The organism is Lichenibacterium minor (assembly GCF_004137685.1).
Classification (GTDB): domain Bacteria; phylum Pseudomonadota; class Alphaproteobacteria; order Rhizobiales; family Beijerinckiaceae; genus Lichenihabitans; species Lichenihabitans minor.
The window spans coordinates 73,274-87,915 of the sequence record NZ_QYBB01000022.1 but is presented as its reverse complement, the minus strand read 5'-3'; the positions used below and the strand labels follow the sequence as shown (position 1 = coordinate 87,915).

Sequence of the window (14,642 nt, the reverse complement as noted above, 5' to 3'; positions counted from 1 at the left end):
TGCCATCCGCCTCACGCTGCGAGGCCAGCCAATCGCCGTGCCGGCCTGAACGGCAGCACGACCTCGTGAGCAATTACTTAAATGGAGAGCCAAAAACTCTTAACCATAATGAAAGTTCCGGCCTCCTCTGGTCCGTTCGAGCTTTGATTTAAGGGCCCATTAAGCCATTCTGCATCGACCGGTGGCGATTCTCCGGTGAAATGTGGCAAGTTCATCCGCCTCTGCCACAAAGCTGTGCTGTTGCCGCAACAGCCGATCGGAAGCGGTCCTGACCTTCGGATTCGCGATTGCGCCGCCCGGCCCGTCCGACCTAGGGTCACTCCAGAGATCGCTCTGGAGAAAAATCTCAATGTTCGCTTCCAAGAAAATCGTCACCGCTGCCGCCATGCTGGTCGCCGCCGCCGGCGCTGCCCACGCCGCCGATCTTCCGGCCCGCGTGGCCCCGGCCCCGTATGTCGCCCCGCTGCCGGTCTTCACCTGGACGGGCGCTTACTTCGGCATCAACGCCGGCGCCGCTTTCGACAACAAGCAGGAGTTCACCACCACGGCGAACCGTTCCGACGGGATCGGCAACACCCGCTTCAGCGACAGCGGCTTCTCGGCCGGTGGCCAGATCGGCTATAACTACGAGCTCCAGGGCTTCGGCGGCGGCTTCGGCGGCCCGGGCTCCGGCATCGTGATCGGCTTCGAAGCCGACGCCATGTACATGGACACCGACAAGTCCATCAACACCATCACCAACGGCGGCACCGCTTCGTTCCGTTCGGGCCTCGACTTCCTCGGCACCGCCCGCGGTCGCCTCGGTTACGCCTTCAACACCTTCCTGATCTACGGCACGGGTGGTTTCGCCTACGGCGACGTCAACAGCCGCGTCGTTTCGGTCTACAACGGTTCGACGGACATCCAGCGCCAGAGCGGCTTCACCACCGGTTACACCTACGGTGGCGGCATCGAATACGCCCTGCCCACCGGCTCGTTCCTGAACTTCTTCCACTCCAGCGCCGTGACGCTGAAGGCCGAATACCTGCGTTACGAGCTCGACAGCTCGAACCTGAACGACAGCTCGGTCAACACCGTCAACCTGCAGCCCGGCCTGAAGGTGAAGAACGAGGGCAACATCGCCCGCATCGGCCTGAACTACAAGTTCTAGTCGTTTCCGGCTTCGGCCGGTCCGGAAAGGGCGTCGCGGCGAAAGCTGCGGCGCCCTTTTCGCGTTCGGGGGTCTTGCCCGCGCCCGGGGTGCCGCCCGCGCCGCTCCTGCTCGCCGCCGACCCGCTGCGGCGCAGGGCCCATCGCTCGATCGCTCAGCGATGCGGACGGAGATCTTTCACGCCCCGCGCGGGGGCCGCTGGCGCGACACCCCGGGCCTGAGCGCGCATCCGGGCGACGGCGTCCGTCCGCGGCGCGCGCCGGGGCAGGGCGGAGGCCAATAAAAAAGCCCCCCGCCCGGAAGGGCAGGGGGCTTCAACGAACCGGACGGTCGGTCCCCGAAGGGACCGAGTGTCACTCGGCTTCGGCGACGACCTTGGGCTTCATCACCATGCGGCCGCGGTACATGCCGCTCTTCAGGTCGACGTGGTGGGGGCGGCGCAGCTCGCCCGAGTCCTTGTCTTCCACGTAGGTGGGTTGCGCCAACGCGTCGGCCGACCGGCGGAAGCCCCGCTTCATCGGCGATGTTTTCCGTTTCGGAACGGCCATATCGCTCTCCGTTAGTGTCTGGACGTCCCCGACTCAATGGGGGACGGGCCGCTCCGCGTCAGACGGGCAGCCGTTGGCGGTCTCCGTAGCGGCAAACGGCGCGGCACGCCAGCCGAAAGTGCGGGAACGGGCGCCGGAACGGGCCTCGCGGCTGCGTTGAAGGGACGCCGACGTTCATTGTTGCAGCGCCGCAACGATCGCTGTATCGGGGTCGGCCAAGGCTTCCACGACGACGAGCGCCTCGCTCCCGCGGTCCGGCTCGCTCCCCCGAGACGCCATCGGCGCGGGCGCCCGCGCCGGACCGGGCCTGCGGGCAAGACCAGGGGATGAACCGACGATGGCCGATGCGCAATCGCGTCCGGGAGTGACGCTCCACCCGAGGCCGCTGTCGCCGCACCTGTCCGTGTATCGGCCGATGCTGACGATGATGATGTCGATCGCGCATCGCATCACCGGCGTCGCCCTCTATGCCGGCACCCTGCTGCTCGCCTGGTACCTCGTCGCCGCCGCGTCCGGCCCGCACGCCTTCGCGATCGCCGCGGGCTTCATGTCGTCCTGGATCGGGCTGATCGTCCTCTTCGGCTTCACCTGGGCCATGTTCCACCACCTGCTCGGCGGCGTGCGCCACTTCATCTGGGATGCCGGCTACGGGATGGACCATCCCGAGCGCGAATACCTGGCCCAGGCCACGCTCGTCGGCGGCATCGCCCTCACCGTGCTGGTGTGGGTCCTGGCCTTCCTGGTGCGCTGAGGATCCCGCCCATGAGCATGCAACCCAATCAGATGCGGACCGACCTGCGGCGCGTCCGCTACCTCGGCTCCGCCCGGTCCGGCACCACCGGGTCGGCCCACATGCGCCTGACCTCGCTGGCCCTGGTGCCGCTCACGATCGGTTTCGTGTGGCTCGTCCTGTCGCTGGTCGGCAAGCCCTACGACGTCGCCCTGCACACCCTGTCGCAGCCGCTGCCCGCGATCTTCCTGCTCCTGTTCATCCTGGCCAGCGTCTACCATATGCAATTGGGGATGCGGACCATCATCGAGGACTACGTCCACGGTGAGCACGCCAAGGATTGGTCGCTGGCCGCTAGCCTCTTCTTCTGTTTCGTCGTCGGCATCGCGTGCGTCTACGCGGTGATGCGGCTGAGCTTTCTGTGATGATTGAGCGCCGGGCCTGCCGCTGAGCGGCGGGCCGGCTTCGGAGACGGTGTGATGGCCAAGGCAGGCGACGGGTCGAACGGCAGCGCGGCGAACGGGGCGGCCTACAAGCAGGGGGTCAACGGCAAGGCCGGGCCGGCCTATCCGATCACCGACCATTCCTTCGACGTCCTCGTGGTGGGTGCCGGCGGGGCCGGCCTGCGCGCCGCCGTGGGCTGCGCCCAGGCGGGCCTGCGCACCGCCTGCATCACCAAGGTGTTCCCGACGCGATCCCACACCGTGGCGGCCCAGGGCGGCATCTCGGCCTCGCTCGGCAACATGGGCCCGGACGATTGGCGCTGGCACATGTACGACACCGTGAAGGGGTCGGACTGGCTGGGCGACCAGGATTCCATCGAATACCTGTGCCGTAACGCCCCGGACGCCGTCTACGAGCTCGAGCATTGGGGCGTGCCCTTCTCCCGCACCGAGGAGGGCAAGATCTACCAGCGCCCCTTCGGCGGCATGACGACCGACTACGGCAAGGGCACCGCCCAGCGCACCTGCGCGGCCGCCGACCGCACCGGCCACGCCATCCTGCACACGCTCTACGGCCAGGCGCTGCGCAACAAGACCGAGTTCTTCATCGAGTATTTCGCCATCGACCTCATCATGGAGGAAGGGCGCTGCCGCGGCATCATGGCCTTGAAGCTCGACGACGGCTCGATCCACCGCTTCCGCTCTAACCTGACCATCCTGGCGACGGGCGGCTACGGCCGCGCCTACTTCTCCGCCACCTCCGCCCACACCTGCACGGGCGACGGCAACGCCATGGTGCTGCGCGCCGGCCTGCCCCTGCAGGACATGGAATTCGTGCAGTTCCACCCGACGGGCATCTATGGGGCCGGCTGCCTCATCACCGAAGGATCGCGCGGGGAAGGCGGCTACCTCACCAACTCCGAAGGCGAGCGCTTCATGGAGCGCTACGCGCCGTCCGCGAAGGACCTCGCGTCGCGCGACGTGGTCAGCCGCGCCATGACGATGGAGATCCGCGACGGCCGCGGCGTCGGCAGGGACAAGGACCACATCCACCTGCACCTCGAGCACCTCGATCCGGCGATCCTGGCGGACCGCCTGCCGGGCATCTCGGAATCGGCCAAGATCTTCGCTGGCGTGGACGTCACCAAGGAGCCGATCCCGGTGCTTCCGACCGTCCACTACAACATGGGCGGCATCCCGACGAACTACCACGGCGAGGTGCTGACCAAGGTCGGCGGCGACCCGGACAGCGTGGTCCCCGGCCTGATGGCGCTGGGCGAAGCCGCCTGCGTGTCGGTGCACGGCGCCAACCGCCTGGGTTCGAACTCGCTGATCGACCTCGTGGTCTTCGGCCGCGCCGCCGGCCTGCGCGCCGCCGAGATTGTCACGCCGGGCGAGAAGCAGCGCGAGCTGCCCAAGGACTCGGCGGACTTCGCGCTCGGCCGCCTCGACCGCTTCCGCTACGCGTCCGGCGGCACGCCGACCGCGGAGCTGCGCGGGCAGATGCAGCGCACCATGCAGAACAACTGCGCCGTGTTCCGCACCGGCGAAGTGCTGGAGGAGGGCGTGAAGCTCATCAACGACGTGTGGCGCGGGGCCAGTGACATCCGCACCACGGATCGCTCGCTGATCTGGAACTCCGACCTCGTGGAAACGATGGAGTTCGACAACCTCATCGGCCAAGCCGTGGTGACCATGGAATGCGCCGCCAACCGGGAAGAGTCGCGCGGCGCCCACGCCCGCGAGGACTTCCCCAACCGCGACGACAAGACCTGGATGAAGCACACGCTCGCCTGGCTCGACGAGGGCGCCCAGAAGGTGTCGGTCGATTATCGTCCGGTCCACACCTACACGATGAGCAACGACGTGCAGTACATCGAGCCCAAGGCCCGCGTGTACTGAGCCGGAGAAGAAGGAGGGGTGGCTCCCTCGGCCGCCGTGGGCCATGATCGTCGACATCGGGGGTCGCGCGCGCATGGCGCCACCTTCGACCCCGATGCCGGCCTGCTGGAGCGGCCTCGTCCGCACCGGTCTTGGGGGGACGCCTACAGCGATGTCGGGCGTCCCTTCGAGGAGGATCGGTTCGAGGACGAGCAGGGTTCGGTTCGTTTCGCGCGCGGCGATGTCGCCGCCGTGGAACGCGACGGGCTCCTCCGCGATCTCGCGGAATCCCACGATCGGGTCACGCCTCCCCTGAAGCACATCCGGATGCCGGGCATCGAGGACGACGACCTCCTCAGGCCCGGTCCGGATCGCAAGAAGAGCCGCAAACGTCCGTGATGATGGAAGATCTCCCCATGTCGAATGCGGCTGCCGCTCCCGCGATGCGCGCCACGAGCGTCTGCGTGCCGGTCGCCCTCGACGATTGGCACGGCACGCCCGATGCCGCGATGAAGCGCGACGCCGTCGACGGCCTCGAGCGCGGCGATGTCGTGCTGCTGCCGAACCTGCCCTTCGCGCTGTCGCCCGCCGAAGCGGCGCTGCTCGACCCGTCGAGCGTCAAGCAGGGCACCAAGACCGTCAAATACGACCCCGACACCGGGCGCGTGTGGGGCTATGCCGAAGGCGTCGACGCCGCAGCAGTGAAGTCCATGATGGCGCGCTACGCGGACTACACGCGTCGGCTGCTCGATGCGCTGATCCCGACCTACGGCGCCGCGCTGAAGATCGGCAACACGTCGTTCCGCCCCGTCGAGGCCCAGGGCCGCGACCAGTCGAAGCGGCACGACGACACGCTGCTCCACGTCGACGCCTTTCCGTCGCGGCCGAGCCACGGGCAGCGCATCATGCGCGTCTTCACCAACGTCCATCCGGGCGCGAAGCCCCGCGTGTGGCGCGTCGGCGAGCCCTTCGAGACGGTGGCGGAGCGGTTCCTGCCGAAGATCGCGGCGCCGATCCCGGGCAGCGCCAAGCTCATGAAGCTCGTCGGCATCACCAAGTCGCAGCGTTCGGCCGCCGATCACTACATGCTGCAGCTGCACGATCGCATGAAGCTCGACGACGAATACCAGCGCACGGTGCCGCACCGGACGGTCGAATTCGCCCCCGGCTCGACCTGGATGGTGTTCACCGACCAAGTGTCCCATGCCGCCATGTCGGGCCAGCACGCGCTGGAGCAGACCTTCACGCTCGAGGTCGACGGCATGGCGCACCCCGAGCACGCCCCCGTGCGCGTGCTGGAGCGCATGAAGGGCAAGAAGCTGCGCTGAGCGCGCCCGTTTCGGGCTGGGCGACGGTGCGGCCGAAGCGCTGACCCTTCGAATCGACTTGGAGGCGAGCCGCCCAGCGCCTATCTTTGGAAGAATTCCAGCTTATCGCATCACCGGCCGGATCGGACCATGGTTGAACTCACCCTCCCCCGCAATTCAAAGATCACGGCGGGCAAGACCTGGCCGAAACCCGCCAACGCCAAGGCGCTGAAGGAATTCCGCATCTACCGCTGGGATCCCGACACGGGCGACAACCCGCGCATCGACACCTATTTCATCGACCGCGAAGATTGCGGCCCGATGGTGCTCGACGGCATCATCTGGATCAAGTCGAAGGTCGACCCCACGCTGTCGTTCCGGCGGTCCTGCCGCGAAGGCATCTGCGGGTCCTGCGCGATGAACATCGACGGGGTGAACACGCTCGCCTGCACCAAGGGCATGGACGACGTCCGCGGCGCCGTGAAGCTGTATCCGCTGCCCCACATGGAGGTGGTGAAGGACCTCGTCCCCGACCTCACCCGCTTCTACGCCCAGCACGCCCTCATCGAGCCCTGGCTCAAGACCGACAGCCCCACCCCCGAGAAGGAGTGGAAGCAGTCCCCGCAGTCGCGCCACGCGCTCGACGGCCTCTACGAATGCATCCTGTGCGCCTGCTGCTCGACGTCCTGCCCGAGCTACTGGTGGAACGGTGACCGCTACCTCGGCCCCGCGGCGCTGCTCCAGGCCTATCGCTGGCTGATCGACAGCCGGGACGAGGCGACCGGCGAGCGGCTCGACAATCTGCAGGACCCGTTCCGCCTGTATCGCTGCCACTCGATCATGAACTGCGCCAAGGCGTGCCCCAAGGGCCTCAACCCCGCCAAGGCGATCTCCAACATCAAGAACATGATGATCGCCCGCCAAAACTGAGGCGGGGTTCGCCGCCGGGGCGACGGCGCCCCGGCGGCCGTGTCGAAAACGTCACATGCGCCCGACGCGCGTCAACCATTCGCCGCGATCCTGGCATCCATCCGGCGCCGCTCGCGTTGTCGACCCAACAGGGATCGGCTCAGGCGGCGCGGTTCGCGCGCGCACTGACGCGGGATGGAGTGGCCGGCATGGCTGACAACAATGGGGCGGGCGCCGTCGCGCTGATCGCGGCGGGCGCCATCGCCATGGTGGCCGGGTTCATGGTCGTCGACAAGGCTCACGCGGAAGGCGTCGTGCGGCGCCCCGTCGCCGGAGCGCAGGCCGGCCGCGGTCGCGTCGCGGCACGACCCCGCGCGGTGCGGACGGCCGCTGCCGAGCGTCCGCTGACCATCCGCCGTCGTGCGGCCCGCGGCCCCGTCGACGTGGTCGGCGATGGGTTCTACGGCGACGATTACCTCGTGCGCCAGCACAGCTGGAACGACCCGCGGTTGTATTACTTCGGCCCGTTCCGCACGGGCGGCGAGACGTTCTACGGCGACCAGGCCGGAAACCCCATCACGCGCGGCAACGCGGGGCTCGGCCAGATCGCCGGCTACGGTGCGGCCCGCGGCGGATTCGGCGGCCCGCACTTCGATGCGGTGGGGGGCTTCCACCAGGGCCCCGGCCCGGATGCCAAGATCGACGGCGACTTCGCATCCGGAAGCCTGTCGCGCCCCTATTACGGCGACATCGAGCCCCGCTATCCCAGCGTCACGGACCGTGTCGCCTCGCTCAACGGGGGCGTCGTGTCCCGCCCGAGCGGCGTCACCAACGGCGCGCTGGACCGCGCGGAATCGCGCCGCGTGATGTCCGAGGGCGGCGCCACCACGGCGTCCTTCGCGCAGGCCAAGGCGGACTTCGCCGCCCCGATGAAGCGGCAGGCGCCGATCGAGGCCGGTTTCGCCAACGGCGGCATCCGGTCCATCGGCATCGACGACGGCGCGTTCTGATGTGACGGCCCGCCCGGGGCCATCCCAGGCGGGCCCGTCCGCGGCGCGGTCTGCGCGGAGGATCCGGTCGATGAGGAGTGGGGCCGGGGCGTTCCTCGCCGTTCTGTCCTGTCCGGTGGCCGTCATGTTCTGCGTCGCCGTCGTCGATCAGCCGATGGCGCTTCTCGCCCATGCCGACCTGGCCGGACATCGCCGGCTCTTCGACGCCATGACCCATGTGGTCGATCCCATCCCGCCCCTGGCCGCCTGCGGCCTCGGGGTCGCGGGGTTCGCCGCCCTCCTCGGTTGGCGTCCGGGCGCCGCGGCGCAAACGCTGATCGCCTGCTGCGTCGCGACGCTGATCGCCATCGTCCTGAAGGACGAGCTCAAGTTCGCTTTCGGGCGCCTGTGGCCCGAAACCTGGGTGGAGGCCAACCCGTCCCTGATCGGCGACGGGGCCTATGGCTTCTTTCCGTTCCACGGTGGCCGCGGCTGGTCCTCGTTCCCGTCCGGCCATACCACGCTCGTCACCGCGCCGGTCGCGGTGCTGTGGGCCCGGCTGCCGCGGTGGCGCCCCATCCTGGCCTTGCCTGTCGTCGTGGCGGTGGCGGGGCTCTTCGGGGCCGATTATCATTTCGTCGGCGACATGGTGGCGGGGCTCTACCTCGGCGCCGCTTGCGGGGCCGGTGCGCTGGCCCTCGTGCGGGAGCCGGTTGGCACGGGGTTCGCACCGCCGCCCTGATCGACAAGCCCGCGAGGCCGCGTGTCACCTCTTCACCTCCGCCGCCCGGCCTCGTCGCACCCGTCCCGCCGGGGCACGCTCCGGGCGCCCGGCGCCGACCTCCGGAAGCTTCCCGTCGCGCTCGACCTGTCCGGCATCAGCATCGCCGAAGGTCTGCGCGCCGCGGTGGCGTCCGGCGCCGTGCTGGTGCTGAACATCTGGGTGCAGTCGCCGGCCCTGCTCTTCATCGCCTTCGCGGCCAACCTCGCCTGCTTCTGCGACGTCGGGGGCGCGCTGCGCGATCGCGTGCCGTCCCTCCTCTTCTTCACCGGGGCGGCGGCGGTGCTGTGGAGCGGGCTCGGCCTGCTGCACGGCTTCGGCCTGCCGCTGCTGCTGCCCGTCACGGGCGTGGTCGTCTTCTGCAACGCCATGGCGCGCGTGTGGGGCGTCCGGGCCATGGCGGTGGGCAACGTGCTGACCGTCGTGCTGGCGCTGGCCGTCGACCGCGCCATCCCACCCGCCGAGGCGGCGGTGCTCTTCGTCGCCTTCCTGGTCGGCGGGGCCTGGGCGGTGCTGCTCACCGTCGGGATCTGGCGCATCCACCCGGAGCGCATCGGCACCCGCATGGTGTCGGCCAACTGGCGCCTCCTCGCCCTCTTCGCGCGCGACCTCGGCGACGTGCTGCGCGCCCAGGGCGGCGGCCTGGCCGAGTTCGAGGCGCATGCCCGCGCCCATCGCCGCGCCCTGCGCGACGCCTTGGAGGAGACCCGCGCGGCGCTGCTCGCCGCCGCGCGCCCGTCGGGTCTCGCCGGCACCGTGGTGGCGCGCAACATGCTGGCCGTCGAGGACCAGGACCGCATCTTCGGCGCCCTCATCGCGCTCTCGGACATGCTCGAATACGCCGAAGGCGAAGCGCTGCCGCGGGCGGCCGGGCAGATGCTGCGGCGCCTGCGTCCCATGCTCGACCTCGCCGGGCGGCCCGGCACACCGCGCGCCCGCGGGCACGAGCCGGCCCTCGAACGGCTGAAGCGGGCCGCCGCCGGCCATCCGGCCCTCGCCGACATCGCTTCCGTCGTGGCCGATCGCCTCCGCATCGCGGCCCGGCTCAAGGCCGAGGACGCCGGCACGCTCCCGGCCGAGCCCGCCAGCGGCGGGGCGGGCCGCCTCGACGCCTGGATCGCGCCGGTCCGGGCCAACCTGTCCTGGTCCTCCGCCATCCTGCGCCACGCCGTGCGGGCGTCCGTCCTCACCATGGCGGCGGTGGCGATCTCGCTCACCTGGTGGAGCGTCTACTCGCATTGGCTCACCATCACGGTGGCGCTGACCATGCAGCCCTATTTCGCCGCGACGTGGCAGCGCGCGCTGGAACGCGTCGGCGGCACCGTGCTGGGCGCGCTCATCGGCGGGCTGCTCGCCTTCCTGCCCCAGACCGCGCTGGTCGATTCGCTGCTGATGGTGCCCCTGTCGGTGATCGGCTTCTCGGTCCGGCAGGTCAGCTACGGCGCCTATGTGGCGTGCCTGACGCCGCTCGTCGTGATCCTGTTCGACGTCGCGGAGCCCGGCCACGCGGAATGGCTGATCGCCACGATGCGGACGCTCTACACGGTCGGCGGCGGCATCGTGGCGGTGGCGGCCTGCTGCCTGCTGTGGCCGAGCTGGGAGCCCGACCGCACCGCGCAGGGGCTGCGCGACGCCCTCGCCGCCCATGCCCGCTACGCCGCCGCCGTGTTCGCCGCGCGGGCCGGGAACGCGACGCCGGCCGATGTCGAGGCGGCCCGCCGCGTCGCCGGCGTCGCCAACAACAACCTCGAAGCCTCGCTGTCGCGCGCACTGCAGGAGCCGGGCCGCGGCCACCGCCGGCGCCTGGAGGTCATCATGGCGGCCGACGCCGCGCTGCGGCGCCTCGGCGGCGCCCTCATCGCCCTGCAGCACGACACGCATGCGGCCGACGGCCTCGGGGAGGGGGGCTGGACGGCCTGGAGCCGCTGGGTCCCGGAAACGCTCGACCGCTTGGCGCTGTCCGGCGCGGCCCCCGCCGTGCCGCCGCCGCCGGCGCCCCCCGCCGGCACCCTGGCGCGCATCGGCCGCGTGGTGGAAGTGCTGGGCGACGTGGTGGGGGAGCGCACTGCCGACGCGGCGCCGACGGCGGACCGGGGTGCCGCAACCGCGACGGCCGGCGTTCGTTGAACGGGATCGGTGACGGGAGAGCTGCGATGCGGACGACCATTCTGGCCCTGGCGGCCATCTGCTGCCTGGGGTCCGTGCCGCCCGCCTGGGCCCAGGCCGTCACCCCGCCGCAGCCCGACACCGAAGGGCAGAACGACCAGGGCGGCTCGGGCTACCTCCCGGGCGCGCAGTTCCAGCGACGGCTCGACGGCGGCGCCGGCTTCGTGTGCACCGCGACCAACGCCCTGCACGACCAGCAATGCACGGCGAGCTGCCGCAAGGGCGAAACGGCCGACTGCATCGACGCCGAGGGCAGCGGTGCGCCGAGCTGCGCCTGCACCAAGGGCTGATCCCCCGGCCCGCGGGAGCGGCCGGCCGTCCACCCTGTCGGCAGCGTCGGTGTTTACCATAAAGCAACCGCGGCCGGGCTAACTCGTCCCGTCGACGGCACGTGGCCGGCGGCCTCGGGTTCCGCTGAGGCGGTTCTGCAACAGTGTGGGTTTTCTTTGTCGGCGTCCGCAGTTGAGCCGCATTGGACATCCATTCGTGGTGGCGAGGGACCCCCGACGGGCGGCCGGCTTTCCAGGTGACATGCGCGCGATGACGAAGGTGATGAGACTTCGCGGTTCCGACCCCGCCGGCGAGGCGGCCCGCCCCCGCGCGATCTCGGCGCGCCGCGCGGCCCTGCCGCTCGTGGTCCTGGTCGGCCTCGGCCTCGCCGGCTGCGAGACGGCCGGCTCGGTCGGCACCGTGGGCCTCGGCGTGGCCGAGGTGACGCCCCGCTCGAAGGACACGTCGGTCAACATCGCGTCCCTGTCCGACGTCGTGGCCCGCAACCCGCGCGACGCCGAAGCCTACAACACCCGCGGCGCCGCCTATGCGCGCCAGGGCGACTTCGACAAGGCGGTGGGCGATTTCACCAAGGCCGTGGCGATCGACCCCAACAACGCCGCCGCCTACACCAACCGCGCGCTCGCCTACCGCCAGTCCGGCCGCAACGACCTCGCCCTCGCCGACTTCAACCACGCCCTCCAGGCCAACCCGAACCACGCACCCGCCTATCTCGGGCGCGGCAACCTCCTGCGCGTGCAGGGCAACCTCGACGGAGCGCTGTCGGACCTCGACCAGGCGATCAAGCTGAACTCGGAAGGGCAGCAGGGCGCACAGGCGTTCCATGCCCGCGGCCTGATCCACCAGAAGCGCGGCGACCAGCCCGCGGCCGTCACCGATTTCGACAACGCCATCGACCGCGATCCGTTCGCGGCGGCGCCCTACCAGGCGCGCGCGCAGAGCCTCACCGCCCAGGGCAAGTACAACCAGGCGATCGAGGACTACAACGCCGCCCTCAACGTCGATTCCAAGAACGCGGAAGCGTGGGCCGGCCTCGGCGTCGACTACGAGAAGCTCGGCAACCGCGCCAAGGCGCAGGAATCCTACAACCGCGCCAAGACCATCGATCCCGACAACCGCGTCGCCGGCGACGGCCTGTCGCGGGTGGGACGGGCCTAGGCGGCCCGGGCCCGACCCGGTCCGGGCACTGCAGGGGCGGGCGGCCCCTCAGGCCTGCTCGAGTTCCGTGGTGGACGCGTTGCCGACGGGTTCCGCCATCCCGCTCCCCTCGTCGCCGTGGCTCCGCTCGGCCGGCCGCGCGTCCGGCCCGGTGATGGCCGTGGGCGCCTCGACCTCCTGCACGTCGACCGACACCGACATGCCGACATAGTCGGCGGCGTTGCCGAAATAGCTGCCCTGGAGGGGGATCGCCTGGCGCGGGTCGCGGGCGACGGCGACGCGGATCAGGTCGCGGTTGCCCACGATGCCGTTGGTGGGGTCGAACTCCACCCAGCCGGCGCCCGGCAGGTACACCTGGCACCAGGCGTGCGTGTTGCCGCCCCCCTTGTGCTCCTCGCCCTTCTCGCGCGGCACGTAAAGGTAGCCCGACACGAACCGCGACGCGAAGCCGAGCGCCCGCACGGCTTCCATCATCAGCACCGCGAAGTCGCGGCAGGTCCCCTTGCCGGACGACAGGGTCAGCAGCGGGTCCTGCGTGCCGCGCTCGAAGCGCTTCGAGTAGGTGAAGCTTTCCTTGATGGCATAGGTGAGCGTCATCAGCAGCTCGCCCGTGTCGGTGCGCTGCCCGTAGCGCACGAATCGGCGCACCCATTTGTCGAGCAGGTGCTCGGGGTCGAGGTATTGCCGCTCGATCAGCCGCGAAATGTCCGGCCGCTCCTCCGCCCCGTAGGTGAAGGGGTATGTCTTGGCATAGTCCTCGATCATGAAGTCGGGGGCGTTCGACGGCGTATGGTCGAGCACGATGCGGGTGTCGAAGACGAGCTCCTTGGCTTCGGCCCCGAAGGTCGCCACCGCCACGCAATTGCCGAACACGTCGTGGAACCAGCGCACGCGCTTGGGCTCCGGCGAGATGATCATGTCGGACGAGATCAGGCGCTGGTCGTAGCTGTCCCGCGGGCGGAACATCATGCGATGTTCGCCGAAGCGCACCGGCGCCTTGTACTCGTACTTCGTGATGTGGCGAACCGAGAGAACCGTCATCCGCTTTCCGTGCAAACGTCCGCCCCGATGCTCCGGCCCCGGGCGGACGCCGTCCGTCGGGGCCCGGGCCGGGAGATGACGCGGACGGTGGTCCGGCGCATCCCCGCCCGTGCGGAACCCCGGCCGTCCCGTCGCGACGCGCGCGACGGCCGAAGGGTGAAGGCCCTAACCCATATCGACCGCCCCGGAAAGGCGGCATCGCGCCGGCGGTGCCGCACGGCGGCACGCGTCGGCCGTCCGTCAGCCGCGCGACAGCGCCGGCATCGGCTGGCCGCCGTCCATCAGGCTGGACGAGAACTGGCCCGAATAGCTGTGGCGGTGGCTCGTTTCCTCCGGCAGCTCGTCGGTGATGACGTCGAAGCGGCCCAGGATGGCGGAGCCGAAGGCGGTCGAGATGGCGACGTCGGTGGCGTCGCGGCCCCGCGCCATGACGATGCGGCCGATGCGCGGCTTGTTGTGGCGCGCGTCGAACGTGTACCAGCGGCCGGACAGGTACACCTCGAACCAGGCGCTCCAGTCCATCGGGTCCGGCACCTTCGGTACGCCGATGTCGCCGAGGTAGCCCGTGCAGTAGCGGGCCGGGATGTTCATGCAGCGGCACAGCGACACGGCGAGGTGGGCGAAGTCGCGGCACACGCCGACCTGTTCCCGGTGCCCCTCGCTGGCCGTGCGGGTGTTGCGGGCCATCTGGTAGTCGAAACGGATGCGGTCGTGGACGTAGTCCACGATGGCCTGGACGCGCGCCCAGCCCCGCGGGGTGCCGCCGAACATCTGCCAAGCGATGTCGCTGAGCAGGTCGGTGTCGGCGTAGCGGCTCCCCATCAGAAAGATCAGCACGTCGTCGGGGAGGCGGTCGATCGGCACCTCCTGGGCATCCCAGTTCACCTCGTCGGGCAGCCCGCTGTCCTCGACGACGAAATCCGCCGACAGCCTGATCTCGCCCGGCGGCACCATCATGCGGGTGAGCCGGTTGCCGAAATGGTCCAGCACGATGCGGGTCGGCAGGTGGGGGTCGGTGCGCATCACCTGCGGGGTGACGAGGTCGCGCTCGCGCGACGGGTGAACACTGAGCAGGAACTGCATCGGCACCGCCTGCGGGCAGTAGTAGGACAGGTCGTATCCACAGCGGATCTTCATGGCGGCTTCTCCCCGTGGGGGCTTTCGTGCGGGCGTCGAGATGCAAGAAACGGGCAAACGCCCCGGGATGGGGAAAGTTCTGCGGCTTCGCCCGAGCGGTGGGCGAGGGCG

Annotated in this window: 15 protein-coding genes; 12 read left to right on the top strand and 3 right to left on the bottom strand. The window is 70.0% G+C overall.

Annotation, left to right across the window (positions count from 1 at the left end):
- Positions 1–349: 349 nt before the first annotated feature.
- Entirely contained in the window at positions 350–1,150 is an 801-nt protein-coding gene (locus tag D3273_RS17805) for an outer membrane protein (protein ID WP_129228237.1), read from the top strand.
- A gap of 353 nt (positions 1,151–1,503) precedes the next feature.
- Here D3273_RS17805 and rpmF read toward each other — a convergent pair whose 3' ends face one another.
- Entirely contained in the window at positions 1,504–1,698 is a 195-nt protein-coding gene (gene rpmF, locus D3273_RS17800; protein ID WP_129228236.1) for a 50S ribosomal protein L32, read from the bottom strand.
- 337 nt (positions 1,699–2,035) lie between these two features.
- Between rpmF and sdhC the strand changes: the two genes are divergently transcribed.
- The 11 genes from sdhC (at position 2,036) to D3273_RS17745 (ending at position 12,353) form a co-directional block, all read left to right on the top strand.
- Positions 2,036–2,449, top strand: a complete 414-nt coding sequence (gene sdhC, locus D3273_RS17795; RefSeq protein ID WP_129228235.1) for a succinate dehydrogenase, cytochrome b556 subunit — start codon at positions 2,036–2,038, stop codon at positions 2,447–2,449.
- Between the two features lie 11 nt (positions 2,450–2,460).
- A complete protein-coding gene (sdhD, locus tag D3273_RS17790; RefSeq protein ID WP_129228234.1) occupies positions 2,461–2,853 on the top strand; it encodes a succinate dehydrogenase, hydrophobic membrane anchor protein in 393 nt (130 codons plus the stop codon).
- Between the two features lie 54 nt (positions 2,854–2,907).
- Positions 2,908–4,773, top strand: coding sequence for a succinate dehydrogenase flavoprotein subunit (sdhA, locus tag D3273_RS17785; RefSeq protein ID WP_129228233.1), 1,866 nt, complete (start codon positions 2,908–2,910; stop codon positions 4,771–4,773).
- A gap of 18 nt (positions 4,774–4,791) precedes the next feature.
- Positions 4,792–5,151: a hypothetical protein gene (locus D3273_RS17780; protein WP_129228232.1), complete on the top strand. Its 360-nt coding sequence runs from the start codon at positions 4,792–4,794 to the stop codon at positions 5,149–5,151.
- Positions 5,152–5,168: 17 nt separating this feature from the next.
- Positions 5,169–6,080 (top strand): Kdo hydroxylase KdoO, encoded by a 912-nt coding sequence (gene kdoO / locus D3273_RS17775; RefSeq protein ID WP_207210816.1) that lies wholly within the window; start codon positions 5,169–5,171, stop codon positions 6,078–6,080.
- A gap of 129 nt (positions 6,081–6,209) precedes the next feature.
- On the top strand, positions 6,210–6,989 hold the full coding sequence (locus D3273_RS17770) for a succinate dehydrogenase iron-sulfur subunit (protein WP_129228231.1): 780 nt from the start codon (positions 6,210–6,212) through the stop codon (positions 6,987–6,989).
- Between the two features lie 188 nt (positions 6,990–7,177).
- A complete protein-coding gene (locus D3273_RS17765; RefSeq protein ID WP_129228230.1) occupies positions 7,178–7,978 on the top strand; it encodes a hypothetical protein in 801 nt (266 codons plus the stop codon).
- Between the two features lie 70 nt (positions 7,979–8,048).
- Positions 8,049–8,699 (top strand): phosphatase PAP2 family protein, encoded by a 651-nt coding sequence (locus D3273_RS17760; protein ID WP_129228229.1) that lies wholly within the window; start codon positions 8,049–8,051, stop codon positions 8,697–8,699.
- 21 nt (positions 8,700–8,720) lie between these two features.
- Positions 8,721–10,865: an FUSC family protein gene (locus D3273_RS17755; RefSeq protein ID WP_129228228.1), complete on the top strand. Its 2,145-nt coding sequence runs from the start codon at positions 8,721–8,723 to the stop codon at positions 10,863–10,865.
- A 26-nt stretch (positions 10,866–10,891) separates the two neighbouring features.
- A complete protein-coding gene (locus D3273_RS17750) occupies positions 10,892–11,194 on the top strand; it encodes a hypothetical protein (RefSeq protein ID WP_129228227.1) in 303 nt (100 codons plus the stop codon).
- Positions 11,195–11,456: 262 nt separating this feature from the next.
- Positions 11,457–12,353, top strand: a complete 897-nt coding sequence (locus tag D3273_RS17745; protein WP_129228226.1) for a tetratricopeptide repeat protein — start codon at positions 11,457–11,459, stop codon at positions 12,351–12,353.
- 48 nt (positions 12,354–12,401) lie between these two features.
- Here D3273_RS17745 and D3273_RS17740 read toward each other — a convergent pair whose 3' ends face one another.
- Positions 12,402–13,394, bottom strand: a complete 993-nt coding sequence (locus D3273_RS17740) for a transglutaminase family protein (RefSeq protein WP_129228225.1) — start codon at positions 13,392–13,394, stop codon at positions 12,402–12,404.
- 240 nt (positions 13,395–13,634) lie between these two features.
- Positions 13,635–14,531 (bottom strand): transglutaminase-like domain-containing protein, encoded by an 897-nt coding sequence (locus D3273_RS17735; protein WP_129228224.1) that lies wholly within the window; start codon positions 14,529–14,531, stop codon positions 13,635–13,637.
- Positions 14,532–14,642 lie beyond the last annotated feature (111 nt).

What these genes read in the sequence shown, in the direction of transcription:
- D3273_RS17805 (WP_129228237.1), top strand. Translation starts at nt 350, where the DNA reads ATGTTCGCTTCCAAGAAAATCGTCACCGCTGCCGCCATGCTGGTCGCC.
- rpmF (WP_129228236.1), bottom strand. Translation starts at nt 1,698, where the DNA reads ATGGCCGTTCCGAAACGGAAAACATCGCCGATGAAGCGGGGCTTCCGC.
- sdhC (WP_129228235.1), top strand. Translation starts at nt 2,036, where the DNA reads ATGGCCGATGCGCAATCGCGTCCGGGAGTGACGCTCCACCCGAGGCCG.
- sdhD (WP_129228234.1), top strand. Translation starts at nt 2,461, where the DNA reads ATGAGCATGCAACCCAATCAGATGCGGACCGACCTGCGGCGCGTCCGC.
- sdhA (WP_129228233.1), top strand. Translation starts at nt 2,908, where the DNA reads ATGGCCAAGGCAGGCGACGGGTCGAACGGCAGCGCGGCGAACGGGGCG.
- kdoO (WP_207210816.1), top strand. Translation starts at nt 5,169, where the DNA reads ATGTCGAATGCGGCTGCCGCTCCCGCGATGCGCGCCACGAGCGTCTGC.
- D3273_RS17770 (WP_129228231.1), top strand. Translation starts at nt 6,210, where the DNA reads ATGGTTGAACTCACCCTCCCCCGCAATTCAAAGATCACGGCGGGCAAG.
- D3273_RS17765 (WP_129228230.1), top strand. Translation starts at nt 7,178, where the DNA reads ATGGCTGACAACAATGGGGCGGGCGCCGTCGCGCTGATCGCGGCGGGC.
- D3273_RS17760 (WP_129228229.1), top strand. Translation starts at nt 8,049, where the DNA reads ATGAGGAGTGGGGCCGGGGCGTTCCTCGCCGTTCTGTCCTGTCCGGTG.
- D3273_RS17750 (WP_129228227.1), top strand. Translation starts at nt 10,892, where the DNA reads ATGCGGACGACCATTCTGGCCCTGGCGGCCATCTGCTGCCTGGGGTCC.
- D3273_RS17745 (WP_129228226.1), top strand. Translation starts at nt 11,457, where the DNA reads ATGAGACTTCGCGGTTCCGACCCCGCCGGCGAGGCGGCCCGCCCCCGC.
- D3273_RS17740 (WP_129228225.1), bottom strand. Translation starts at nt 13,394, where the DNA reads ATGACGGTTCTCTCGGTTCGCCACATCACGAAGTACGAGTACAAGGCG.
- D3273_RS17735 (WP_129228224.1), bottom strand. Translation starts at nt 14,531, where the DNA reads ATGAAGATCCGCTGTGGATACGACCTGTCCTACTACTGCCCGCAGGCG.